The organism is Streptomyces sp. P9(2023) (assembly GCF_032436795.1).
Taxonomy (GTDB): domain Bacteria; phylum Actinomycetota; class Actinomycetes; order Streptomycetales; family Streptomycetaceae; genus Streptomyces.
The window spans coordinates 166,132-190,930 of the sequence record NZ_JAUPWM010000004.1; the positions used below are offsets into that span (position 1 = coordinate 166,132).

General features: G+C 72.2%; 18 protein-coding genes. 7 read left to right on the forward strand and 11 right to left on the reverse strand.

The genetic code is table 11. The features are described 5' to 3' along the window. Positions 1 to 17: 17 nt before the first annotated feature. The 4 genes from Q5762_RS07930 to Q5762_RS07945 form a co-directional block, all read right to left on the reverse strand. The gene (locus Q5762_RS07930) at positions 18 to 341 is read right to left on the reverse strand and encodes a hypothetical protein (RefSeq protein WP_315891276.1); all 324 of its coding nucleotides are present in this window, start codon (positions 339 to 341) and stop codon (positions 18 to 20) included. After that, the gene (locus Q5762_RS07935; RefSeq protein WP_315891277.1) at positions 338 to 706 is read right to left on the reverse strand and encodes a WhiB family transcriptional regulator; all 369 of its coding nucleotides are present in this window, start codon (positions 704 to 706) and stop codon (positions 338 to 340) included. Before Q5762_RS07935 ends, Q5762_RS07930 begins: the two co-directional genes overlap by 4 nt. 172 nt (positions 707 to 878) lie before the next feature. Then, positions 879 to 1,238 carry a hypothetical protein gene (locus tag Q5762_RS07940; protein ID WP_399494752.1) on the reverse strand — a complete coding sequence of 120 codons (360 nt, stop codon included), beginning with the start codon at positions 1,236 to 1,238 and terminating at the stop codon, positions 879 to 881. Positions 1,239 to 1,421: 183 nt separating this feature from the next. Beyond that, the gene (locus Q5762_RS07945) at positions 1,422 to 3,623 is read right to left on the reverse strand and encodes an ATP-dependent DNA helicase UvrD2 (RefSeq protein WP_315891279.1); all 2,202 of its coding nucleotides are present in this window, start codon (positions 3,621 to 3,623) and stop codon (positions 1,422 to 1,424) included. A gap of 160 nt (positions 3,624 to 3,783) precedes the next feature. Between Q5762_RS07945 and Q5762_RS07950 the strand changes: the two genes are divergently transcribed. Next, positions 3,784 to 4,038 (forward strand): mycoredoxin, encoded by a 255-nt coding sequence (locus Q5762_RS07950; RefSeq protein WP_315891280.1) that lies wholly within the window; start codon positions 3,784 to 3,786, stop codon positions 4,036 to 4,038. 225 nt (positions 4,039 to 4,263) lie between these two features. Beyond that, the gene (locus Q5762_RS07955) at positions 4,264 to 5,376 is read left to right on the forward strand and encodes an acyltransferase (protein ID WP_315891281.1); all 1,113 of its coding nucleotides are present in this window, start codon (positions 4,264 to 4,266) and stop codon (positions 5,374 to 5,376) included. A gap of 82 nt (positions 5,377 to 5,458) precedes the next feature. Here Q5762_RS07955 and nudC read toward each other — a convergent pair whose 3' ends face one another. From nudC to Q5762_RS07985, 6 genes are all read right to left on the reverse strand, one after another. Further along, a complete protein-coding gene (nudC, locus tag Q5762_RS07960; RefSeq protein ID WP_315891282.1) occupies positions 5,459 to 6,406 on the reverse strand; it encodes an NAD(+) diphosphatase in 948 nt (315 codons plus the stop codon). A 35-nt stretch (positions 6,407 to 6,441) separates the two neighbouring features. Further along, positions 6,442 to 7,875, reverse strand: a complete 1,434-nt coding sequence (locus Q5762_RS07965; RefSeq protein ID WP_315891283.1) for a dipeptidase — start codon at positions 7,873 to 7,875, stop codon at positions 6,442 to 6,444. 10 nt (positions 7,876 to 7,885) lie between these two features. Continuing rightward, the gene (locus Q5762_RS07970; RefSeq protein WP_315891284.1) at positions 7,886 to 11,272 is read right to left on the reverse strand and encodes a UvrD-helicase domain-containing protein; all 3,387 of its coding nucleotides are present in this window, start codon (positions 11,270 to 11,272) and stop codon (positions 7,886 to 7,888) included. A gap of 60 nt (positions 11,273 to 11,332) precedes the next feature. Further along, positions 11,333 to 12,163 carry a hypothetical protein gene (locus Q5762_RS07975; protein ID WP_315891285.1) on the reverse strand — a complete coding sequence of 277 codons (831 nt, stop codon included), beginning with the start codon at positions 12,161 to 12,163 and terminating at the stop codon, positions 11,333 to 11,335. Positions 12,164 to 12,228: 65 nt separating this feature from the next. Continuing rightward, entirely contained in the window at positions 12,229 to 15,813 is a 3,585-nt protein-coding gene (locus Q5762_RS07980) for an ATP-dependent DNA helicase (RefSeq protein WP_315891286.1), read from the reverse strand. A gap of 157 nt (positions 15,814 to 15,970) precedes the next feature. Then, complete coding sequence (locus Q5762_RS07985) at positions 15,971 to 16,363, reverse strand: MGMT family protein (protein WP_315891287.1); 393 nt, start codon at positions 16,361 to 16,363, stop codon at positions 15,971 to 15,973. 180 nt (positions 16,364 to 16,543) lie between these two features. Here Q5762_RS07985 and Q5762_RS07990 point away from each other — a divergent pair, with 180 nt between their 5' ends. The 5 genes from Q5762_RS07990 (at position 16,544) to Q5762_RS08010 (ending at position 23,508) form a co-directional block, all read left to right on the forward strand. Then, entirely contained in the window at positions 16,544 to 19,468 is a 2,925-nt protein-coding gene (locus tag Q5762_RS07990; RefSeq protein ID WP_315891288.1) for a lysylphosphatidylglycerol synthase domain-containing protein, read from the forward strand. A 114-nt stretch (positions 19,469 to 19,582) separates the two neighbouring features. Further along, on the forward strand, positions 19,583 to 19,876 hold the full coding sequence (locus Q5762_RS07995) for a metalloregulator ArsR/SmtB family transcription factor (RefSeq protein WP_315891289.1): 294 nt from the start codon (positions 19,583 to 19,585) through the stop codon (positions 19,874 to 19,876). Next, positions 19,873 to 20,262: a VOC family protein gene (locus Q5762_RS08000; protein WP_315891290.1), complete on the forward strand. Its 390-nt coding sequence runs from the start codon at positions 19,873 to 19,875 to the stop codon at positions 20,260 to 20,262. The genes Q5762_RS07995 and Q5762_RS08000 overlap by 4 nt, the downstream gene beginning before the upstream one ends. A gap of 76 nt (positions 20,263 to 20,338) precedes the next feature. After that, positions 20,339 to 21,901 carry an alpha/beta hydrolase gene (locus tag Q5762_RS08005; protein WP_315891291.1) on the forward strand — a complete coding sequence of 521 codons (1,563 nt, stop codon included), beginning with the start codon at positions 20,339 to 20,341 and terminating at the stop codon, positions 21,899 to 21,901. A gap of 41 nt (positions 21,902 to 21,942) precedes the next feature. After that, entirely contained in the window at positions 21,943 to 23,508 is a 1,566-nt protein-coding gene (locus Q5762_RS08010) for an alpha/beta hydrolase (protein WP_399494675.1), read from the forward strand. Positions 23,509 to 23,572: 64 nt separating this feature from the next. Here the strand turns inward: Q5762_RS08010 and moeZ are convergent, their stop codons facing one another. Further along, complete coding sequence (gene moeZ, locus Q5762_RS08015) at positions 23,573 to 24,751, reverse strand: adenylyltransferase/sulfurtransferase MoeZ (protein ID WP_315891292.1); 1,179 nt, start codon at positions 24,749 to 24,751, stop codon at positions 23,573 to 23,575. Positions 24,752 to 24,799 lie beyond the last annotated feature (48 nt).

Genomic DNA, 24,799 nt, shown 5'->3' on the forward strand with positions numbered 1-24,799 from the left:
GCTCGGTGCCTGACAGGTCAGTGCATGACGGCCATGGCCAGCGCGCGGCGGGCGCGCAGGGACACGCGCTCGGCGCGCCGCTGCATCCGCCGCGCGGCGACCAGGCGTACGGCCTGGCGTTCCGCGTCGGCTTCCCGCCGGCGGTCGTGCATATGCGCACGAGCCAGGGCTTCTGGGATGAGTTGCATCTCTCGGGTCCTGTTCTGACGCGAGGCGTTCGCGCCGGTGATGGTGGTGTCCGGGGTCGCGGAGCCGGAGGGCTCGCTGGTGGAAGAGGTCATCGGGGCCAGCTTCTGGGGATCGTGCGTGAGGGGTCGGTCGATGGTTCCGGTGACGTTCATGCCGCGACCGGGTTCTTGCGCGGGCGACCACGCGGCCGCTTGCGGGCGACGACCACGCCCTGGACGAACAGCTCGCCGCCCCAGACGCCCCACGGCTCACGCCGCTCCTGCGCACCGGCGAGGCAGGCCGCCATCAGCGGGCAGGTACGGCAGAGGGACTTGGCGTACTCGACGTCGGCCGGGGACTCGGCGAAGAAGACCTCCGGGTCGAACGAGCGGCAGGGGACGGGCACGCCGAGGTTCTCGATGGCGTCGTCGAGCGCGGTGAGCGCGGTGAGGGGGGTCAAGGTGGAGTCCTCCGTGAGGCCGGGCGGCGGGATCGTTTCGGAAGGCGGTACGGACGGGGCGTGCGCTTCGAGTTGCACGGTTTTTGTTCCTCGTCTGGTCGTTCCGGCCTGTTGGGCCGGGGTTTCGGCTGGTACCGGGTGGTGCTGGTCCCGAGGCCCCTTCGCTCCGTCGTCCCCGTTCGGGGACAAACAGAAGGGCCGCGGATCCCGGGTGGGGTTCCGCGGCCCTGAAGGCGCCGGCCTGATCAAGTCAGGCTGGATCACTCCAGGGTTCGAGCCCACGGAAGGCCCACATCGTGTGGTGCTGCTGCGTCTGCTTCGTCTGAATGCCGGCACCGGTCGCCGCAAAGGCATAGGCCGTGGCCTTGCCTGCCGCTACTGCTTCCAGTGCCTCGGTCGGTCGCTCGTTGCGCTCCATGACGGGAAGACCCGCCAGATCGGCGGCCGGCCGCAGGGAAGCGGCGGCAGCCAGACCGGCGCCGGACAGACCGGTGCCAGGGAGACCATGACCAAGGAACGCCGAGCCGGAGAGGCCGAGCGAGCAGGCGGAGACGACCGAGCGATCGGTCATTTTGTCGGTGCTGACGAAACTGACGGTGGTGCTGATGATGTTGCTGATCACTGGAATCGCCTCCTCTCGGCGTCTCGGAGGGCTCGGTGTGAGCCGGACCCTCATGTTTACTTGGACAAGTACAGCACGAAGCGAGGGCTTCTTAGAAGCCGCTGTTTCCGTGGTTAAGAACCTATGGGGCTTGACGGGGCGGGCGCAAACTATTTTTTCGACGAGTTTTCCTCATGCTTCCTCGTCGTCTCCTCCACCCGTCCCACCTGGCACTTCGCCCGCGCAGAGGGCGAGAACATCGGCGCCGAAGCGGCCCAGCTTGCGCGCGCCGACCCCGGCGATTCCGACGAGTTCGCCGTCGGTGGTGGGCACGCGCTCGGCGATCGCCATCAGCGTCTTGTCGGTGAACACGCAGTACGCGGGCTGGCCGAGCTCCTTGGCCTGGTCGGCGCGCCAGTCGCGGAGCCGTTCGTAGAGCGCCTCGTCCATGTCGGAGGGGCAGTCCTCGCAGCGCATCAGCTTCATCTCGCCGGCTTCGGTGAGCGTGGCGCCGCAGACGCGGCAGCGCACCGGCCCCCGGTGCTTGCGCCGGGGGCCGGCGGCGCCCGCGCCGAGGCCGCGCTCGACGGAGCCGCCGCCGCCCGTGCCGCTCACGCCGAGGGAGCCGGAGCCGGGCCGCAGCCCCTTGAGGAAGCGGCTGGGGCGCCGGGAGGCCCGGCCGCCGGGCGAACGGGAGAGCGCCCAGGAGAGCGAGAGGTGGAGCCGGGCACGCGTGACGCCGACGTACAGCAGGCGGCGCTCCTCCTCGACCTGCTCGTCGGTCTTGGCGTACGTGATCGGCATCATGCCCTCGGTGAGGCCGACCAGGAAGACGGCGTCCCACTCCAGGCCCTTGGCCGCGTGCAGGGAGGCGAGGGTGACGCCCTGGACGGTCGGGGCGTGCTGGGCGGCGGCCCGCTCGTCGAGCTCGGCGACCAGGTCGGAGAGGGTGGCGCCGGACTTGGCGCGGGCGAAGTCCTCGGCGAGCCGGACCAGCGCGGCCAGCGACTCCCAGCGGTCGCGGACGGCACCGGAGCCGGCGGGCGGCTCGGCGGTCCAGCCCTTGGTGGAGAGCACGGCGCGCACCTGGGCGGGCAGGTCCTCGACGTCGTCGAGCAGCGAGTCGTTCCCTCCGGCGCGGGCGGCGCCGCGCAGGGCGATGCCGGCCTCCCGTACCTCCTGGCGCTCGAAGAAGCGCTCGGCGCCGCGCAGCTGGTAGGGCACGCCGGCGTCGGCGAGGGCCTGTTCGTAGACCTCGGACTGGGCGTTGATCCGGTAGAGCACGGCGATCTCGCCGGCCGGGACGCCGGCGGCGATCAGGTCGCGGATGCGGCGGGCGGTGCCCTCGGCCTCGGCGGGCTCGTCCCCGTACTCGGTGTAGGCGGGCTCGGGGCCCGGGTCGCGCTGGGAGATCAGCTCCAGGCGGTGCTCGGCGGCCCGGCCGCGGGCCTGGCTGAGGAGTCCGTTGGCGAGGTGGACGACCTGGGGGGTGGAGCGGTAGTCGCGGACGAGCTTGACCACCGTGGCGTCCGGGTGCCGGGTGCGGAAGTTCAGCAGATGGTCGGGGGTGGCGCCGGTGAAGGAGTAGATCGTCTGGCTGGCGTCGCCGACGACGCAGAGGGTGTCGCGGTCGCCCAGCCACAGGTCGAGGAGCCGCTGCTGGAGCGGGGAGACGTCCTGGTACTCGTCCACCACGAAGTGGTGGTACTGGCGGCGGATCTGGTCGGCGATGTCGTGCCGGTCCTGGAGGATGCCGACCGTGAGCAGCAGCACGTCCTCGAAGTCGATCACCGAGCGGTCGCGCTTGAGTTGCTCGTACATCGCGTAGAGCTGGCCGATCTCGGCCGGGTCGCGCGGCGCCTCGCGGACGGACTTGGCGACTGCGGCCGGATAGTCGGCGGGGACGGTCTGGGTGACCTTGGCCCACTCGATCTCGCCGGTGACGTCCCGGAGCTCGTTGCGGTCGAGCCGGACGCGGCAGCGCGCGGCGGCCTCGGCGACGAGCTGGATCTTGCGCTCCAGGAGCCGGGGAAGGTCGCCACCGACTGCTTTCGGCCAGAAGTACTGGAGCTGGCGGAGGGCGGCGGAGTGGAACGTACGGGCCTGGACGCCGCCCGCCCCGAGCTGCCGGAGCCGGCCGCGCATCTCCCCGGCGGCCCGGTTGGTGAAGGTGACGGCCAGCACACCGCCGGGCTGGAGTATCCCCGCCCGCACCCCGTAGGCGATGCGGTGCGTGATCGCCCGCGTCTTGCCCGTGCCGGCTCCCGCCAGCACGCACACCGGACCGTGCAGGGCGAGGGCGACCTCGCGCTGCTCGGGGTCGAGCCCGTCGAGCACCGCGTCGGCCGACTCGGGGACCTGCGGGAAGAGAGTGGAGTGCGTTGCTGCTGTCACCCCGCCATGCTGCCAGGTCGGGGGAGGTGGGTGTCGTGCCTTGTCCACAGGGCGGGGCGGCCGGTCATACGAATCGGGAATGGCCGCGGGACCCCGTACGTTCTGAGTGGGCGGACCCACCCGACCCAACCGCATCCGCGAAGAAGAGGAGCGCCAGGCCATGCAGGGCACTGTGACGATGTACAGCACCACGTGGTGCGGCTACTGCCGTCGGCTGAAGAGCCAGCTCGACCGCGAGGGCATCGCGTACACGGAGATCAACATCGAGCAGGACCCGGATTCGGCCGCGTTCGTGGAGAAGGCCAACGGAGGCAACCAGACGGTGCCGACCGTTCGCATCCCCACCGCCGCGGGCGGCGAGGTCGTCATGACGAACCCGAGCCTCGCGCAGGTGAAGCAGGCGCTCAGCGCCTGATCGCGCGCGGTCGGACACGGAAGGCCCCCTGGCCGGTGAGCACCGGTCGGGGGGCCTTTTCGCGTCCAGGTCGGCGTCCGCGTGTACCCCGCATCGGCGCGCGCAGACGTCCGTTCATCCGTGAAGAGCGTCACACCTGCGAAGTTTTGATCGGCCCCCGACGTCGCACCTATGCTCTCCCCCCGACCGTGATTTGCGTCTGCACATCCAGGTGGGGAAAGCCCAGTGCTCAACCAGAAGTCCCCTGTCGTCACAGCGCCGCGCGAACCGACCTTCGCGCCGAGCGTCCCGCCGCTCTCGACGAGCAGAAAGCCCAGACGCCTGCACGTTCTCGACGGCATGCGCCTCGCCGCGGCGGTCATGGTGGTGATGTACCACTACATGGCGTACGGCGGCTGGCCGAGGCCGGTCGAGGAGATCTTCCCCGAGACCTTCCCCATCGCCTCCTACGGCTACCTGGGCGTGCAGCTCTTCTTCCTCATCAGCGGCTTCGTCATCTGCATGAGCGCCTGGGGCCGGCCGCTGAAGGACTTCTTCGTCTCGCGCGTGGTGCGTCTCTATCCCGCGTACTGGTTCGCCGTCATCGCCACCAGCGTCGCCGTCGCGGTGATCCCAGGTGGCCGCGGCCACCTGCCCTGGAACGACATCCTCACCAACCTGACGATGCTCCAGGAGCCGCTGGGTGTCGCCCCCGTCGACGCCGTCTACTGGACGCTCTTCGCCGAGCTCCGCTTCTACCTGCTCTTCTCGCTGCTCGCCTGGTGGGGGCTGACGTACCGCAGGGTGCTGCTGTTCTGCTGCGTGTGGGGCGCGGCCACCATCCTGGTCGCACCGGCACCGCCCGGCCCGCTGCGCCTGCTCCTGATGCCCGAGCACAGCTGGTTCTTCATCGCGGGCATGGCGTTCTACCTGATGTACCGGTTCCGCCCGAACCTGATGCTCTTCGGCGTCGTCGGGGTCTCCTACTGCGCCTCCCTGGCGCCCGCGATCGACACGTACAAGAAGCTCACCTTCCTCGGTGACCGGCCGGCCTGGCCCGTGCTCGTCCTGCTCGCCGTCTTCTTCGGGCTGATGGCGCTGGTCGCCACCGGCAAGCTCTCCGGCGTGCAGTGGAAGTGGCTGCCGATCGCGGGGGCGCTGACGTACCCGTTGTATCTGCTGCACGAGTTCATCGGCTGGGAGCTCTTCCGCTACTTCAGCCATGCCACGCCGCAGGTCTCCCCGTGGGCGCTGATCACCGCCGTGGTCCTGGGGATGCTGGCGCTGTCGTACCTGGTGCACCGCCTCGTCGAGCGGCCGCTCGGCCGGTACCTGAAACGCCATCTCGCCCGCATCTGAGCCCCATGCGAGGAGGCCCCGTCCGGCAGTGCCGGGCGGGGCCTCTTTTCAGCCAGTCAGGAGCCGATGCGGCGCCGACGGATCAGACGACGTCGCCCGGCTTCGGGAGCGGCTTGCCGTACCAGAGCTCGATCAGCCGGGAGGCGATCGAGATGCCGTACGGGGGCAGCACCTCGCCCGACTCGAAGGCGGCGGCCAGGTCCTCGCGGGAGAACCAGCGGGCCTCGTGGATCTCCTCGCCGTCCACGTTTATCTCCGAGGAGGTGGCGTGCGCGAAGAAGCCGAGCATCAGGCTGGACGGGAAAGGCCAGGGCTGGCTGGCGATGTACTCGACCTCGCCGACCGTGACCCCGGCCTCCTCGAAGACCTCGCGGGCCACCGACTGCTCGATCGCCTCACCGGGCTCGACGAAGCCCGCGAGGGTCGAGAACCGCCCCTCCGGCCAGTGCACCTGCCGGCCGAGGAGGGCACGGTCCTGGTCGTCCGTGACCAGCATGATCACGGCGGGGTCGGTCCGCGGGTAGTGCTCGGCGCCGCAGGCCTGGCAGCGGCGGATGTGCCCGGCGGCCGCGATGACCGTACGTTCGCCGCAGCGGGAGCAGAAGCGGTGCAGGCGCTGCCAGTTCTCCAGGGCCACGGCGTGCACCATGAGACCCGCGTCGCGCGGCGAGAGCAGCAGGCCCGCCTCGCGCAGCCCGGCCGGCCGGGCGGACTGGTCCATGCGGCCGGGCAGGGCGTCCTTCTGGAGGGCGAAGTAGGAGACGCCGTCGGTGTCCGTGCCCAGGAAGTAGCGGTGCGTCTCGGTGACCGGGGCCTCGAAGGCCGGGGTCATGACGAGTTCGGTGCGTCCGTCGGGGGTGTCGTCGATGAGCACCTGGCCGCCCGAGACCACGAAGACCCGGGTCGTGGGGTGGCTCCAGGCCGCCGCGAGCCAGGCCTCGTCGAGACGGTGGTGGGCGGCGCGGTCGATGCCGCTCGGCGCGGTGAGCGAGATCGGCCGGTCCGCGAACTGGCTGTTCAAGGTGGACACAGGTACTTCCAACTCCCCCTGATCGGTGTGTGGGTTCATCGCGCGGCGGTACGCAGGGCGGCGGGCAGGTCGCCCCACAGATGGGCGGCGGTCTCGACGCCCTTGACGAGGAGGTCGAGCTCGATCTTCTCGTTGGGGGCGTGCCAGCCGTCGGACGGTACGGAGATGCCGAGGAACAGCACCGGTGCGCCCAGGACGTCCTGGAGGTCGGCGGCGGGGCCCGAGCCGCCCTCGCGGGTGTAGCGGACCTTCGCGCCGTCGAAGGCCCGGCTCATCGCGCCCGCGACCGCCTTGAGGGCCGGGTGGTCGAGCGGGGTGAGGCAGGGCCGGGTCGGGGCGCCGAAGACGATCTCGTACCGGATGCCGGCCGGGACGCGGGCGGCGAGCCAGTCCCGTACGGCGATTTCGATCGTGTCGGGGTGCTGGCCCGCGACCAGCCGGAAGGAGAGCTTCAGCTGGGCGGAGGCGGGGACGATCGTCTTGCCGCCGGGGCCCTGGTAGCCGCCGCCGATGCCGTTGACCTCGGCGGTGGGGCGGGCCCAGACGCGCTCCAGGGTGGAGTAGCCGGCCTCGCCGAGGGTGCCGTGGGAGGTGGCGGTGGTCAGCCAGGCTGCCTCGTCGAAGGGCAGCTCGGCGATGAGGGCGCGCTCGGTGTCGGAGAGCTCGGTGACGCCCTCGTAGAAGCCGGGGATCGCGACCCGCTCGTCCTCGTCGTGCAGGGCGGCCACCAGCCGGCCCGCGACGGTGGCCGGGTTGGGCACGGCGCCGCCGAAGGAACCGGAGTGGATGTCCTGGTCGGGGCCGTACAGCGCGATCTCGCAGTCCGCGACGCCGCGCATGCCGGTGCAGACCGTGGGAGTGTCCTCGGACCACATGCCGGTGTCGGAGACGATCACGGCGTCGGCGGCGAGCCGGTCCGCGTGCTTCTCGACGAGGGCCCGGAAGTGCGGCGAACCGGACTCCTCCTCGCCCTCGACGATCAGCTTGAGGTTGACGGCGGGCGCGGTGCGTCCGGTCGCGGCGAGGTGGGCGCGGACCCCGAGGGTGTGGAAGAACACCTGGCCCTTGTCGTCGGCCGCCCCGCGCGCGTACATCCTGCCGTCGGTGACGTGCGGCTCGAACGGGTCGGTGTGCCAGCCGTCCTCGCGGGCGGCGGGCTGGACGTCGTGGTGCCCGTAGACGAGGACGGTCGGGGCGTCCGGGTCGTCCGAGGGCCACTCGGCGAAGACGGCGGGCGCGCCGGCCGTCTCCCAGACCTCGACCGTCGTGAACCCCGTCTCGGACAGCTTGTCCGCGAGCCACCGCGCACTGCGCCGTACGTCCTCGGCGTGGGCGGGCTGCGCCGACACGGAGGGGATGCGCAGCCAGGCGACGAGGTCGTCGAGGAAGGCGGCGCGGTGCTGCTCGATGTACGTACGCACTGCCTGCGTACCTACGGTGTGGACGGCGCTGTCCGGGGTGTCGCTCATGCTCCTGAGCCTATCCGGCGTCGTGAGTGCCTCCGCCCAGCAGGATCCCCTCCAGGCCGGTGCGGCCGGGGAGCGACCTGGGGCGTACGACCTCGCCCGTGCGGACGTACACGAAGGCGGTGGCGACGTCGTCCGGGTCGAGGCCGTGCTGCTCGGCCCAGGCGAGGCGGTAGATCGCCAGCTGGAGGGGGTCGGCGGTGCGGAGGTGGCTGGTCTTCCAGTCGACGATCTCGTACGCGCCGGTGTCCGGGTCGCGGTAGACGGCGTCGATCCTGCCCCGGACCACCCGGCCCGCGAGGGAGAGGTGGACGGGGACCTCGACGCGGTACGGGGTGCGGTTCGCGTACGGGGTGAGGGCGAAGGCGTCCTTGAGGGCGTCGAGGTCGCGCTCGTCGGCGATCTCCGGTTCGCCGGCGAACTCCTCGCCGCCGGGGAGCTCGTCCGGGCCGAGCATGGGGAGCGGCAGCTCCTCGAACCGCGACTCCACCCACGCGTGGAACCGCGTCCCGCGCCGGGCGGCGGGCTGCGGGGGCCGGGGCATGGGCCGGGCCAGGTCCTGGGCGAAGCCGTCGGGGTCGGCGGCGAGGCGGAGGACCTGGGAGGCGGAGAGGTAGGCGGGGAGGTGGACGTCTCGGGTGGTGGCGCGAGTGCGTTTCAGTTCTGTGGTGAGGGAGGTCAGGTCCCGGTCCCAGGAGGCGATGGTTTTGGCCTCTTCGGCGGTCAGCTGGCCCGACTCCGGTGCCCGGGGGGCGGGGATGCCGTCCGCCAGGGGCTCGTCGTCCCATGGAGGCTCCTCGTCCCAGAGAGGTTCCTCGTCGGGCCAGGGGGCCTCGTGCGGGGCCTGGGGGGCGGGCCCTTGCGCGGGCAGCGCGTTCGTGGCGTTGTGCCCACCCGTTCCGCCCTGCGGAACGATTGCCCACAACGCGGTGCGTACGTGCTCCGCCGCCCTGCGGCGGCGTGCGAGGGAATCCGGGTCCAGTGGGAGCGGCCAGGCCTGGTCCTCGGTCTGATCCTGGAAGGATGGGTTCTCGGCGCCCTCTTCCGGTTCGTCCGTCCACTCCTCGATCTCTCCGTAGCCCGCCGCGCAGTGGTCGTACAGGGCGTGGAGGAACGGGGACGGGCCGCGGGGTTTCTTCTGGGTCGGGCCCCACCAGTGGGCGGAGGCCAGGAGGAGGGTGCGGGGGCGGGTGAAGGTGACGTAGCCGAGGCGGAGTTCCTCGGTGTGCTGGTGGTCGCGCATCGCCTCCTTGAAGGCCTTCAGCGACGTCGCGTCCCAGGTGGCGATCTCCGGGAGCGTGGGCGCGTCGCCGCGCAGGGCGTGCGGGAGCACCTGCGGTTGGGAGGTCCACGACTCGCGGGACCTGGTGCTCGGGAACTGGGAGGTGACCAGGCCGGGCACCGCCACGACGTCCCACTCCAGGCCCTTGGACTTGTGCGCGGTGAGGACCTTCACCGTGTTCTCGCCGCCCGGGAGGGCGTTGTCGAGGCCCTTCTCGTACTGCGCGGCCGTGCGCAGGAAGCCGAGGAAGGCCAGCAGGGTCGCCTCGCCGTCGAGGGAGGCGAAGCCGGCGGCTATGTCGAGGAAGTTCGAGAGGGTCTCGCGGCGACGGGCGGCGAGCGCGTGCGGGGAGGCGGAGAGTTCGACCTCCAGGCCGGTGGTGGCGAGGACCCGGTGCAGGACGTCCATGAGGGGGTCGGCGAGCGAGGAGCGCAGGGCGCGCAGCTCGGCGGCGAGGCGGGCGAAGCGGACCCGGGCCTCGGCCGAGAACGGCAGGCCGTCGTCCTCGCCGCCGGAGTCCAGGAACGTGTCGAGCGCGTCGGCGAGCGAGATGACCTCGGCCGGGTCGACGCCCTCGACCGCCGCCGCCAGTCGTTCGTCCGCGTCCGATTCCCCACCCTGTTCGCGGTGGACGAGCAGCCGGGCGCGACGGCCCAGGAGCGCCAGGTCGCGGGGGCCGATGCGCCAGCGGGGGCCGGTCAGGAGGCGGACCAGGTGGGCGTTGGCCCCGGGGTCCTGGAGGACCTCGCAGACGGCGACCAGGTCGGCGATCTCGGGCAGGTGGAGGAGTCCCGAGAGGCCGACGACCTCGACGGGCACGTCACGGGCGACCAGGGCGGCCTGGATGGCGGGGAAGTCGGTCGCCGTACGGCACAGGACCGCGATCTCGCCGGGCTCCTTGTCCGTACGGACGAGGTGGGCGAGGGAGTCTGCGAGCCAGTCGATCTCCTCGGCGTGCGTGGGCAGCAGGGCGATCCGTACCGAGCCGTCCCGCTCCGCGCCGGGGGCCGGGCGCAGCGCCTCCACGCCCGCGTGCATGGCCCGTAGGGGCGCGGCGAGCCCGTTGGCGAGGTCGAGGAGGCGGCCGCCGCTGCGCCGGTTCTCGGAGAGCGCGTACCGGGTGGCGGGGGTGCCGTCCTCGTACGGGAAGTGGGCGGGGAAGTCGTCCAGGTTGGCGACGGAGGCGCCGCGCCAGCCGTAGATCGCCTGGCAGGGGTCGCCGACGGCGGTGACGGCGTGTCCCGTACCCCCGCCGAACAGGCCGGAGAGCAGCAGCCGCTGGGCGACGGACGTGTCCTGGTACTCGTCGAGGAGCACGACGCGGAACTCGTCGCGCAGGATCGTGCCGACCTCCGCGCGGGTGGTGGCGAGCTCGGCGGAGAGGGCGATCTGGTCGCCGAAGTCGAGCAGGTCGCGGGAGCGTTTGGCGGCGCGGTAGCGGACGACGAGGTCGAGCAGCTCGCGGCGGGCGCCGGCCGCCTCGGGGACCTTGCGCAGGTCGGCGTTGGTCAGCTTGGCGCGGGAGAGCGTGTCGAGGAGCTCGGAGTCGTACGCCCTGAGGTCCTCGGGCCGTACGAGGTGTTCGGCGAGCTCGGCGTCGAGGGCGAGGAGGTCGCTGACGAGGGTCGGGAAGGACTTGGTGAGCGCGGGGTACGGTCCGGGCGCCTCGCGCAGCACGCGCGCGGCCAGCTGGTAGCGGGTGGCGTCGGCGAGGAGGCGGGAGGTGGGCTCCAGGCCGATGCGGAGGCCGTGGTCGGTCAGGAGCTGGCCGGCGAAGGCGTGGTACGTGGAGATGCGGGGCTCGCCCGGTGGTTCGTCAGGGTCGATGACGTCGGGGTCGGTCACACCGGCCCGTACGAGCGCCGTGCGGACGCGTTCGGCGAGCTCGCCGGCGGCCTTGTTGGTGAAGGTCAGGCCGAGGACCTGTTCGGGCGCGACCTGGCCCGTGCCGACCAGCCAGACCACCCGGGCGGCCATCACCGTCGTCTTGCCGGAACCGGCTCCGGCCACGATGACCTGCGGGGCGGGCGGCGCGATGATGCAGGCCGTCTGCTCCGGGGTGAACGGGATGCCGAGAAGCTCCTTGAGCTGTTCGGGGTCGGTGATGCGTGCGGTCACCTCAGAGAGGCTAACCGGCACCACTGACAGCGCGGACCGTGGCCGTCGCGGGCGGCCGTCTCACGCGCGCGTGCCCGGGTCCAGCTTCGTGAGGTCCACCGTCTCGTCCGCCGGCGGTACGACGACCTTGACCGGCTTGTCGTAGTCGGAGAGCACCACGGTGCCAGGTTCCTCGCCGCCCGTCTTGACCATCTTGAGGATGTAGGGCTTGCCCTCCTGCGCGACGGACACCGTGGTCGTCTCGCCGCCCGGCTCCTTCTTCACGAGCGTGGCGACCGGCGTTCCCTCGACTTCGGCGTCCGGGCCACGGGTCAGGCCCTGGCGTTCGTCCTTGTCTTCTCCGAGGTCGGTGAGGAGCGCGTCGAGGTCACAGACGCCGCTCAGGTCGCTGCTGCCCGCCTGCCCGGGCGTGATCTTCAGCCAGCGTCCCTCGACGAGTTCGATCGTGGCGTCGATCTGGGGCGGGGGTACGCCCTGGGAGGTCATGGAGACGCGCCAGAACTTCTCGTCGCCCTTCAGGTACGTGATCCGGTCGGCCTGGCGCAGCTCGGCGGTGCCGCCGTCGACCTTCATCCGGCCGGTGCAGTTGTTCTTGTCGTCGAGGGCGATGTCGATGTCGAGGGGCTGGTCCTCCGACACGACCCGCCCGGTGATCCGGAGGGAGGTCGCGGACTGGGTGGCGTCCACGGCGCGGTCGGCGATGGCGTCGGGGGTGAGGTTCGCGAAGGGGTCGGGGGTGGGGGCGGCGACGGCTGCCGTGGGGGTTGCGGGCTGCGCCCAGGCTGCGGGGGCGACGAACCCGGCGGTCAGCCCGGCGGTCGCGACCGTCACCACCGCACAGACGGTCGCCGCCGCGGTGCGGGCCCTGCGGTGGGTGGACGACGGCGCCATGGCGAGCCTCCTCGCGATTCCCCGTTCACCCACCAGGGTGACCCCAGGGACGTAAGCCCGCGACTTCACTCCACGACGTGGCGGCCCTCCGGCTGCGCGCTGCACGCGGAGCGGAAGGTGCAGTGGGTGCAGTGCGTACCGGTGCTGGGCGTGAAGCGTTCGTCGAGGACGCGGCCGGCGGCGGTGGCGAGGAGGTCGCCGACCCACTCCCCCGCGAGGGGTTCCTGTGCCTGGACCTTCGGGAGCGCGTCCCCGCCCTCCTTCTTGGGGGCGGGCTGGCGCAGCTGTACGAGTTCGGCGCCGCCGGGTTCGGGGCGGTGGCCGTCGAAGACCTCGTCCAGGGCTCCTTCGCGTACCGCGAGCTGGTAGACGGCGAGCTGGGGGTGGTGCGCGACCTCGTCCTTGGTGGGCGCGGACTTGCCGGTCTTGAAGTCGACGACGTAGGCGCGGCCGTGTTCGTCGGTCTCGACGCGGTCCATGGAGCCGCGGATCCGGACCTCGTACGCGCCGGCTTCGAGGGTCACGTCGAAGTCGTGCTCGGTGGCGGCGGGGGTGCGGCCGGCGCGGTCCATGACGTGCCAGCTCAGGAAGCGTTCCAGCGCCACGCGCGCGTGCTGCTTCTCCTGGGCGGACTTCCAGGGGGCGTCGAAGGCGAGCGCGTCCCAGACGGAGTCGAGGCGGGCCATGAGGACGTCGAGGTCGGCGGGGGTACGGCCGGAGGCGACCTCGTCGGCGAGGACGTGGACGACGTTGCCGAAGCCCTGGGCGGCGGTGGCGGGGGCGGCGGCCTTGACCTCGCGGCCCAGGAACCACTGGAGGGCGCAGGTGTTGGCGAGCTGGTCGAGGGCGGAGCCGGACAGGGTGACGGGGTGGTCGCGGTCGCGCAGCGGCACCTGGCTGCGGGTGGGTTCGAACAGGCCCCACCAGCGGTCGGGGTGGGCGGCCGGGACGAGCGGCTGGCCCTCGTCGTCGGTGAGCGCGGCGAGTTGGGCGAGGCGCTGCGCGGCGGCGTCGCGGAGGGCGTCGGAGGCGGCGGGGTCGACGGTCGTGGCGCGCAGTTCGGCGACGAGCGCGGCGACGGCGAGGGGGCGGCGGGGGCGGCCGGGGACGTCCTTGGGTTCGGGGCCGAGTTCGGTGAGGAAGCGGGAGGGCTGGTCGCCGTCGTCGGCGGGGGCCTTGACGGCGGTGACGACGAGCCGGTCGCGGGCGCGGGTGGCGGCGACGTAGAAGAGGCGGCGCTCCTCGGCGAGGAGGGCGCCGGGGGTGAGGGGTTCGGCGAGGCCGTCGCGGCCGATGCGGTCGGCTTCGAGGAGGGAGCCGCGGCGGCGGAGGTCGGGCCAGAGGCCTTCCTGGACTCCGGCGACGACGACGAAGCTCCATTCGAGGCCCTTGGCGCGGTGGGCGGTCATGAGGCGGACGGCGTCGGGGCGGGTCTGGCGCTTGGTGAGGGTGTTGGCGGCGATGTCCTGGGCGTCGAGCTCTTCGAGGAAGTTCAGGGCGCCGCGGCCGCCGACGCGGTCCTCGGCGCGGGCGGCGGTCTCGAAGAGGGCGCACAGGGCGTCGAGGTCGCGGTCGGCGTTACGGCCGGCCGGGCCGCTCCGGAGCGCGGCGCGCTCGAGGCGGCCGGGCCAGGGGGTGCCGTTCCAGAGCAGCCAGAGGGCCTCTTCGGCGGTGCCGCCGGCGGCGAGCCGGTTGCGTGCCTGCAGGAGCAGCTCGCCGAGCCGCTTGGCGCCCCGGGCGTACGACTGGTCGTGCGCGCCGAGCCGCTCGGGCTCGGCGAGCGCACGGGCGAGCAGCACGTCGGAGGGCGGCGGCACCTTGTTCCCCCCGGCCCGCTCCTCGTCCCGCAGGGCCCGCCCGAGCCGCCGCAGATCGGCGGGATCCATCCCGGCGAGCGGCGAGGCGAGGAGAGACAGCGCGGTCTCGACGTCGAGCCACCCGGCGGACTCCGCGGGGGGTGCCTGGGGGCGGGGCGCGTCGCCGGTGGACCCCTCGCCGACCGGCGCGGCGTCGGTCGGCTGCCCGTCGGCCGTCGGCGCCGGCCCGGCGCCGGCGTTGCCGGCCGCGCCGAGCCCGGCAACGCCTGGCCGCGCCGAACCGTCGGCGGACCCGTCCCCACAGGTCGCCGCGCTCGCATCGGCAGACCCCTGGCCGTCCCCTTCGGGGACGAGCCCGGCGGCGTCCGGCTGCGACGAGCCGTCGGCCGACCCCACCGCTCGGCCCCGAGCCGGGCCGTCAGGGCCCGCAGGAGCCGGGGCCGACGCGGCGGGGACCGGCGGCTCGCTCGGCGGGGTCGCTGCCGCGCGTAGGGCCAGCAGTAGCGGGGCGACCGCCGGTTCGTGTCGTAGCGGGGTGTCGGCGGTGTCCGTCTCCAGGGGGACGCCGGCCGAGGTGAGGGCGCGGCGGAGGGCCGGGACGGTGGAGGTCGCGCGGACCAGGACCGCCATGTCGCGCCACGGGACCCCGTCCTCCAGGTGCGCGCGGCGCAGCAGGTCGGCGATGTTGTCCGACTCCGTGGACGGGGTCGGGTACGTGAAGACGTCCACCCGCCCACCGCCCCGTACCGGCGCCAGGTCGCGGTGGGCGCGGACCTTGTCGGCGGGCAGTCGGGGCAGCGGCATCCGCCGGGTCAGCTCGCGGGTCGCGGCGAGGAGCTCCTTGCCCGAGCGCCGGGAACGGGTCAGGACGCGAACCTCCGCCGACCGCCCGTCCCGGCCCACGAACGTGTCCGGGAAGTCGAGGATGCCGTTCACGTCCGCGCCCCGGAACGCGTAGATCGACTGGTCCGGGTCGCCGAAGGCGACCACCGTCCTCCCGCCACCCGCCAGCGCCCGCAGCAGCCGCACCTGTGCCGGGTCCGTGTCCTGGTACTCGTCCACGAAGACCGCGTCGTACTCCGGCAGCGTCACCCGCTCCGCGAGCAGCACCGCCCGGTGCACCAGCTCCGTGTAGTCGAGGACCCCCTGGAGGTCCAGGACGTCCAGGTACTCCGCCAGGAAGCCGGCCGCCGCCTTCCAGTCCGGCCGCCCCACCCGCTGGGCGAACTCCGCGAGCGCCCGCGGCCCGAGCCCCAGCTCACGGGAGCGCGCGAGCACCGCCCGTACCTCGTCGGCGAAGCCGCGCGTGGTCAGGCAGGCCCGCAGCTCGTCGGGCCACCGCACGCGCGCGAGACCTGACTTCTCCAGGTCGAGCTGGCCCGCCAGGAGCTCGCGTACGGCGAGGTCCTGCTCCGGTCCCGACAGCAGCCGCAGCGGCTCCGCGAACAGCTCCGCGTCCTGGTGCGCGCGGATCAGGGCGTAACAGTAGGAGTGGAAGGTCGTCGCCTGCGGCGGCCGCGCCCCTCCGATTCGCGCTGCCATCCGGTCACGCAGCTCGACCGCCGCCTTGCGGCTGAAGGTGAGGACGAGGATCCGCTCCGGGTCCGCGCCCTGCTCGATCCGGGCGGCGACCGCCTCCACCAGCGTCGTCGTCTTTCCGGTGCCCGGTCCGGCCAGGACGAGCAACGGTCCGCCCGCGTGGTCAACCACTTCCCGCTGCGTTGCGTCAAGGACAGGGGGATCCACCCGCTCCGGGGCGGTACGCACCAGCCGGTACGCGCCCGTGGTCCGCCCCTGGTACGGCGTACGCCGGGTGGTGGAGGAGGAACTCACGTGGATCGACCGGTCCTGAGCGAAGTGGCGGAGAGGTGGAGATGTGTACGGGGCGAACGACGACGTTACGGGATACGGAGGGCACCCGTGCCGTACTCCTTACGGGCCTCCGTACCGTCATCGCGGCACCCGGCCCGTCCGGCCATGGGCAAAGCTGTCACGTGTGAGTTCCCGCACGCGGCTCCCCGCCGGCGCCGCCCGCGCCGCCCTCCCCGTCCCAGCGCGCCCGCCGCATGTCGAGCTTCGGCATGTGCCCCTCGGCCGAGGCCGAGCGGCCGGTCTCGCGCAGCGGGGTGCCCTCGTCCCGGTAGTGGCCGAGGGCGCGCAGCTCGTGGCCCGGCAGCAGCGCGCCGTCCGCGCGCACCACGCGCCACCACGGCACCGCCCCGCCGTAGAGGGCCATCACCCGGCCGACCTGGCGCGGGCCCCCCTCGCCGAGCCATTCGGCCACGTCTCCGTACGTCATCACGCGGCCCGGCGGGATCAGCTCCGCGACCTCAAGGACCCGTTCCGCGTACTCCGGAAGCTCCTCCACGCTCATCCGCCCCATCCTGCCTCACCCCACCGACAACGCCCTGATGCCTCCGGGGGGCGCCGCTTCATGCCACCATCATCCGGGCGGTGACTGGTGATACGAGATCAAGAGCGACAAGACGAACAAGAAGAACAACAATTCGTACGAGACGACGAACACGCGGTACGTACGACACAGGCAGAGACGGACATGGTGATGGGGCACGACGCTCAGCCTCCTGAGGAGGAGGCGCGCCCCGGCACGCCCGAAAGCACGCCCAAGCCCGGCAGCGCGCCCAAGCCCGGCAGCGCGCCCAAGCCCGGCGGCACGCCCAAGCCCGGCAGCACGCCCGAGCCCGGCAGCACGCCCGAGCCCGGCAGCACGCCCGAAAGCACGCCGCCCCCGGACAGGCCCACCCCGGAAAGCGCTCCCACGCCCGAAAGCACGCCCGCCCCCCGGCACGGGCACCGCGGCCACGGTCACGGCCACGGTCCCTCCCCCGAGCTCGTTCCCGAGTCCATCCCCGAGGGCGAGCCGAGCGACCGCGTGTCGCAGGACGAGCCGCTGCTCGCCGCCCGCGTGCACCGGCCCTCGGACCTGATGCGGCTGCTCATCGGCGTCTTCGCGATCGCCCTGGTCATCGCCATCGCCGCGTTCGCCCACGGCACCACCTCCGGTCTGGAGGAGGACATCAACAAGGGCGCGGGCGGCGCCCCCGACGTCTTCGTCAAGATCGCCGGGCTCGTCTCCAGCATCGCCGTGCTCCTCGTGCCGGTCGCCTTCGCCATCGAGCGGCTGATCAAACGCGACGGCCTGCGGATCGCCGACGGCGTCCTCGCCGCCGTCCTCGCCCACGGCGTCACCCTCGCCACCGACCTCTGGGTCGCCAAGGCCGCGCCCGGCACCATCCAGGACGCGCTGACCCAGCCCGCGACCGGGGGCGGTCTCACCGACCCGGTGCACAACTACCTCGCGCCGGTCATCGCGTACATGACCGCCGTCGGCATGGCCCGTAGACCTCGCTGGCGGGTGAGCCTGTGGGCGGTGCTGCTGCTCGACGCGTTCACGATGCTGGTCGCCGGGTACACCACCGCGTTCTCGGTCATCCTGACCGTGCTGATCGGCTGGACCGTCGCGTACGGAACGCTCTACGCCGTCGGCTCCCCCAACGTCCGCCCCACCGGGCAGACCCTCCTGGCCGGTCTGCGCCGGGTCGGGTTCAAGCCGGTCACGGCTCTACGCGCGGAGGGCGCGGGCGTGCCGGACTCCGCCGACAGCGCGGACCGCGGCCGCCGGTACATCGTCACCCTGGAGGAGGGGCCTCCGCTCGACGTCACGGTCGTGGACCGGGAGCAGCAGGCGCACGGCTTCTTCTACCGCGCGTGGCGCCGGCTGACCCTGCGGGCGATCACCACCCGCCGCTCGATCGTGTCGCTGCGCCAGGCCCTGGAGCAGGAGGCGCTGCTCGCGTACGCGGCGATCGCCGCCGGGGCGAACGCGCCGAAGCTGATCGCCACCTCGGAGCTCGGCCCGGACGCCGTCATGCTCGTGTACGAGCACCTGGGCGGCCGGACCCTGGACTCGCTGGACGACGCGGAGATCACCGATGATCTGGTACGGAGCTCCTGGCGTCAGGTGCGCGCGCTCCAGTCGCGCCGCATCGCGCACCGGAGGCTCACGGGCGACGCGATTCTGGTGGATCGTTCCGGCAAGGTGATCCTGACGGATCTGCGGGGCGGTGAGATCGCCGCGGGCGACCTGGTCCTGCGGATGGACATCGCCCAGCTGCTCACCACCCTCGGTCTGCGGGTGGGCGCCGAGCGCGCGGTGGCCGGGGCCGTGGAGGTCCTCGGCCCGGACGCCATCGCCGACTGTCTGCCCCTCCTCCAGCCGATCGCGCTGAGCCGCTCCACGCGCGCGACGCTCAGGAGACTGGCCCGCGAGCGGTCGAAGCGCGAGCGTGAGGCCGTCCTCGAAGCCTCGGAGGCGACCAAGCGGGCCCGCGTGGAGGCGGCGGGCTCCGACGCCGGCACCGCCGAGGCCAAGATCGACCGCAAGTCGGACCGGAAGCTGGAGAAGGCGGAGAAGCAGGCCGAGAAGCGGGCCATCGACGACGCCCTCGACGAGGCCCGCGAGGAGGACCTGCTGGCGCAGATCCGCCAGCAGGTGCTGCTGATCCGGCCGCAGGCACCGGTCGAACCGGTCCGCCTGGAGCGGATCAAGCCCCGCACGCTCATCAGTCTCATCGCCGGCGCCGTCGCCGCGTACTTCCTGCTCTCGCAGATCGCCCGGACGCCGCTGTCGACGATCAGCTCGGCGGACTGGCGCTGGGTGGCCGCGGCCGTGCTGTTCTCGGCGCTGAGCTACGTCGCCGCCGCGATGAGCCTGCTCGGCTTCGTACCGGAACGGGTCGGCTTCTGGCGCACGGTGGTCGCCCAGGTGGCCGGGTCGTTCGTGAAGATCGTCGCCCCGGCGGCGGTCGGCGGTGTCGCGCTGAACACCCGGTTCCTCCAGCGCTCGGGGGTGCGGCCGGGGCTCGCGGTGGCGAGCGTCGGCGCGTCGCAGCTGTTCGGGCTCGGGGCGCACATCCTGCTGCTGCTCGCCTTCGGCTATCTGACGGGTACGGAGAAGTCGCAGTCGTTCACCCCGTCGAGGACGGTCATCGCCGGTCTGCTGACGGTCGCCGTCCTGGTGCTCGTGGTCACAGCGATCCCGTTCATGCGGAAGTTCGTGTCGACGCGGCTGCGCTCGCTCTTCGCGGGTGTCGTGCCGCGCATGCTGGACGTGCTCCAGCGGCCGCTGAAGCTCCTCACGGGCATCGGCGGGATGCTGCTCCTGACCGGTTTGTTCGTGCTCTGCCTGGACGCGTCGATCCGCGCGTTCGGCCACGAGAGCCAGGGGCTGAGCTACGCCAGCGTGGCGGTCGTCTTCCTCGCGGGCAACGCGCTCGGCTCGGCGGCGCCGACGCCCGGCGGTGTGGGCGCGGTCGAGACCGCGCTGACCCTCGGTCTGGTCGCGGTCGGCCTCCCCATCGAGGTAGCGACCCCGGCGGTGCTGCTGTACCGGCTCCTGACGCTGTGGCTGCCGGTGCTGCCCGGGTGGATCTGCTTCAACTGGCTGACGAAGAGGGGCGCTCTCTAGGGCCTGTCCGGGTCGTACGGCGTATCCGCATCCGGCCCCGCGTCCGGCCAAGTAGCCAGCCCCGCATCCGGCCTAACTTGATAGGCAAGCATTCACTTGCCTATCGTGGGGGTCATGGCGGAGGATGTCTTCAAGGCACTCGCCGATCCCACGCGCCGGCGCATCCTCGATGAGCTGGTGGAACGGGACGGCCAGACCCTTTTCGAGATATGCACACGGCTGGTGACGAAGCACGGCCTCGGGCTGTCCCGTCAGGCGATCAGCCAGCATCTGGCCGTACTGGAATCCGCGGGCCTGGTCCACACCCGGCGCCAGGGTCGCTACAAGTTCCACGACCTGAACACCGAACCACTTGAGCTCATCGTGACCCGGTGGCTCAGGCCCCATACACCGGAGAGCACCCCATGAGGATCCACCTGACCCCGATCTACGTCGACGACCAGGACAAGGCCCTGAAGTTCTACACCGACGTGCTCGGCTTCCAGCTGAAGCACGAGATCCCGCTGGGCGCGGCCCGGTGGCTGACCGTGGTCTCCCCGGAGAGCCCGGACGGGACCGAACTGCTCCTCGAGCCCTCCCAGGGGCACTCCGCGGTGAAGCCGTACCGGGACGCGATGTTCCAGGACGGCATCCCGCTGGCCTCCTTCGCCGTGGACGACGTGCAGGCGGAGTTCGACCGGCTGAGCGCGCGCGGTGTGCGGTTCACCCAGGACCCGCTGGCGATGGGCACGGTCACGACGGCGGTCTTCGACGACACCTGCGGCAACCTGATCCAGCTGGTCCACGCCGCGTAGGCGAACCCCACCCACCCCTCCCCCGGCTGGCCCACTCGCCCGCGCGGGGGACGGGGGTCCGGCGGACCATGGCCCTATGCCGATCTCCGCCGCGCAGCGCGCCGCCCTCGTGACCGCGACCACCGTGCTGCTCGCCGCCGGATGTTCGGACGGCGGTGACGACGAGGCGTCGGACCGGCCCACGGACCTCGCCGGGCTCACGGCGCAGCAGCTGGAGTGGGCGCCCTGCCCGCCGCCGTCGGCCGCCGAGGGCGGCGGAGCGGCGCCCTCGCCGCTGCCCGGCGGCGCGGCCTGGGAGTGCTCCTTCATGGACGCGCCCCTCGACTACGCGAAGCCCGACGGCGAGACCATCGAGCTGGCCCTCATCCGGGCCCCGGCCCGCGACCAGGCCAACCGCATCGGCTCCATGATCTACAACTTCGGCGGCCCCGGCGGCTCCGGGGTCACCGGCCTGCCGTCCTTCGCGCCGGACTACGAGAAGCTCCGCGCCCGCTACGACCTGGTCTCCTTCGACCCCCGGGGCGTGGGCCGCAGCGCGGACGTCAACTGCCTGGGCGACAGGGAGCTGGACGCCTACTACGCCATGGACTTCACCCCGGACGACGCGGCCGAGGAACAGGCCCTCTCCGACGGGCAGAAGACGTACGCCGCCGGCTGCGAGGACGAGTCCGGCACGATGCTCCCGCACGTCGGCACCGAGAACGCCGCCCGCGACCTGGACCTGATGCGCGAGGTCCTCGGCGACGACAAGCTCCACTACTTCGGGATCTCGTACGGCACCGAACTCGGCGGCGTGTACGCCCACATGTTCCCCGAGAACGTCGGCCGCGCCCTCTTCGACGCGGTCGTCGACCCGACCTCGGGCACCGAGGCGGGCGCCCTCGGCCAGGCCAAGGGCTTCCAGCTCGCCCTGGACAACTTCGCGAAGGACTGCGTGGCGCGGGGCGACGAGTGCACGCTGCCCGGTTCGACGGTCGCCGAGATCGAGTCGTTCATCCTCGACCTGCTCGCCGAGCTCGACAAGAAGCCGATCGCCGGCATCGGCGACCGCAAGCTCACCCAGACGCAGGCCATCAACGGCATCGCGCAGTCCCTGTACTCCAAGGAGTTCTGGCAGTACCTGGAGCAGGGCCTCGACGCGGCGGACGGCGGCGACGGCGGACTCCTCCTCGCCCTCTCCGACTCCATGAACGGTCGTGACCAGAACGGCAGTTACAGCAACATCCAGGCCGCCAACGCGGCCATCAACTGCGTGGACTTCAAGGAGCGCTACACCCTCGGCCAGGCCAAGGAACGGCTGCCGGAGTTCCGTAAGACCTCGGCGGTCTTCGGCGACTACATGGCCTGGGCGCTGTCGAGCTGCTCGCAGTGGCCGGTCCCCGGCACCTGGGAGCACCCCGACGTCTCCGCGCCCGGCTCCGCCCCCATCCTCGTGCTCGGCACGACGGGCGACCCGGCCACCCCGTACGAGGGCACGCGCGCGATGGTGGACGCGCTGGGCGAGGGCGTCGGCGTGGAGCTGACCTTCGAGGGCGAGGGCCACGGCGCGTACAACGGCGGCAACGCGTGCGTGCGGAACACCGTGAACGCGTACTTCCTGGACGGGAAGGTGCCCGCCTCCGGGACCGTCTGCAAGTAGCCCTAGGATGACGGCTTCCGGTCCGGATCACGGGGGTTGTCTTGTCCACACGTGTCTTGTCCATACGGATACGGGTGGCGGCCCTGACCGCCGCCGGGCTGCTGGTCGCAGGCTGCGCGAGCACCGAACCGCCCACCGCCACCCCGCGCACCGACGGCAGCGGCACCTCCACCGACGCCAAGGCACCGAAGGCACCGGCCACCCCCACGCTCCCCGCCGCGCTCACCGGGCAGCGCCCCGAGTGGAAGCGCTGCGCCGCCCCCGAGGGCGGCGAGCGGCCCGGCGCCGACTGGCGCTGCGCCGGGGTCCGCGTGCCGCTCGACCACACGAAGCCGGACGGGGAGACCCTGACCATCGCGCTGATCCGCAAGGAGGCCCGCGACAAGGACCGGCGGCTCGGCTCGCTGCTCTTCAACTTCGGCGGCCCGGGCGCCTCGGGCGTCGACATCCTGCCCCGCGCGGCCCAGGAGTACGGCGGCCTCAACCGCCGCTACGACCTGGTCGGCTTCGACCCGCGCGGCGTCGCCCGCAGCTCCGGAGTCGTCTGCCGCGACGACAAGGAGCTCGCCGCCGCCGAGGCCAGTACCGACGTCACGCCGGACACCGCCGCCGAGGAGGCCGGCTACGTCGCCGACGGCGCCGCCTTCGGCGCCGGGTGCGCCCGCCGCTCCGGCACGGTCATCCCGCACACCACCACCGACAACACCGCCCGCGACCTGGACCTGATCCGGCACGTCCTCGGCGACGCGAAGCTGAACTACTTCGGGATCTCCTACGGCACCCAACTCGGCGCCGCCTACGCCCATCTCTTCCCGAAGCACGTCGGCCGGACCGTCCTCGACGCCGTGGTCGACCCGACGGCCGACGGCGCGGGCCATGCCCGCAACCAGACCATCGGCTTCCAGCGGGCCCTGGACAACTACTTCAAGAGCACCGGCGAGGGCCCGGCCGCCGGCAACGCCCGGATCGTCCGCCTCCTGGCGAAGCTGGACCGGGCGCCGCTGGCCGTCGGCGACCGGAAGCTGACCGACGGCCTCGCGCTCACCGGCATCGCGATCACGCTCTACTCCGAGAGCAGCTGGTCGCTGCTGACCGCCGCCCTGGCCAAGGCCGACCGCGGCGACGGCTCCGAACTGCTGCGCCTCGCCGACTGGTACAACGACCGGGACGGGACGGGCCACTACGGCACCCAGTCGCACTCCCAGCGGGCGATCTCCTGCGCCGACTCCAGCGAACGTCCGACGCTCGCGCAGGCGAAGGCGCTGGTCCCGGAGTTCACGAAGCTGTCGCCCGTCTTCGGCCCGTTCCTGGCCTGGGACACGGCCGCGTGGTGTGCCGAGTGGCCGGTGGAGGGACAGCGGGCCGACCCGGACGCGAGCGCGCCGGGCGCGGGCCCGATCCTCGTCGTCGGTACGACCGGTGACCCGGCGACCCCGTACGAGGGCGCCGAGCGGATGGCGAAGGAGCTGGGCGCGGGCGTGGGCGTCCTGGTCAGCAACGAGGGCGAGGGCCATGGCGCGTACGGCACGTCCGCCTGCGTGACGCGGACGGTCGACGGCTATCTCCTGGACGGCAAGGTCCCGGCGTACGGCACGCGCTGCTCCTGAGGTACGCGAGAAGGGCCCGGACCTGATGCCAGGTCCGGGCCCTTCACCCTGTACGTACGACGGTCTAGTAGACCGGCTTCTCGGGCTCGATCTGGTGGACCCAGCCGATCACGCCGCCGCCGACGTGCACCGCGTCCGCGAAGCCCGCGGACTTCAGCACGGCGAGGACTTCCGCACTGCGGACACCCGTCTTGCAGTGCAGGACGATCCGCTTGTCCTGCGGCAGGTCCTGGAGGGCGGTGCCCATCAGGAACTCGTTCTTCGGGATCAGCCGCGCGCCCGGGATGGAGACGATCTCGTACTCGTTGATCTCACGGACGTCGATGATGTCGATGTTCTCGCCCTCGTCGATCCACTCCTTGAGCTGCTTGGGAGTGATCGTCGAGCCGAGCGCCGCCTCCTGGGCCTCCTCGGACACGACGCCGCAGAAGGCCTCGTAGTCGATGAGCTCGGTGACGGTCGGGTTCTCGCCGCAGACCGCGCAGTCCGGGTCCTTGCGGACCTTCACCTGGCGGTACTGCATCTCCAGGGCGTCGTAGATCATCAGCCGGCCGACCAGCGGGTCGCCCACGCCGGCGAGCAGCTTGATCGCCTCGGTGACCTGGATGGAGCCGATGGACGCGCAGAGCACGCCGAGCACGCCGCCCTCGGCGCAGGAGGGGACCATGCCCGGCGGCGGGGGCTCCGGGTAGAGGCAGCGGTAGCAGGGGCCGTGCTCGGACCAGAACACCGACGCCTGGCCGTCGAAGCGGTAGATCGAGCCCCACACGTACGGCTTGTTCAGCAGCACGGCCGCGTCGTTGACGAGGTAGCGGGTGGCGAAGTTGTCCGTGCCGTCGACGATCAGGTCGTACTGGCTGAAGATGTCCATCACGTTCTCGGCTTCGAGCCGCTCTTCGTGCAGGATCACGTTCACGTACGGGTTGATGCCGAGGACCGAGTCCTTGGCGGACTCCGCCTTGGAGCGGCCGATGTCCGCCTGGCTGTGGATGATCTGGCGCTGCAGGTTCGACTCGTCGACCTCGTCGAACTCCACGATGCCGAGCGTGCCGACACCGGCCGCGGCCAGGTACATCAGGGCCGGCGAACCGAGGCCACCGGCGCCCACACAGAGCACCTTGGCGTTCTTCAGCCGCTTCTGCCCGTCCATCCCCACGTCGGGGATGATCAGGTGGCGGGAGTACCTGCGGACCTCGTCTACGGTGAGCTCGGCAGCCGGCTCGACCAGGGGTGGCAGCGACACGGGGACTCCGTTGGTCGGTATGTCAGTACGGTTGTTCTCCCCGTAACA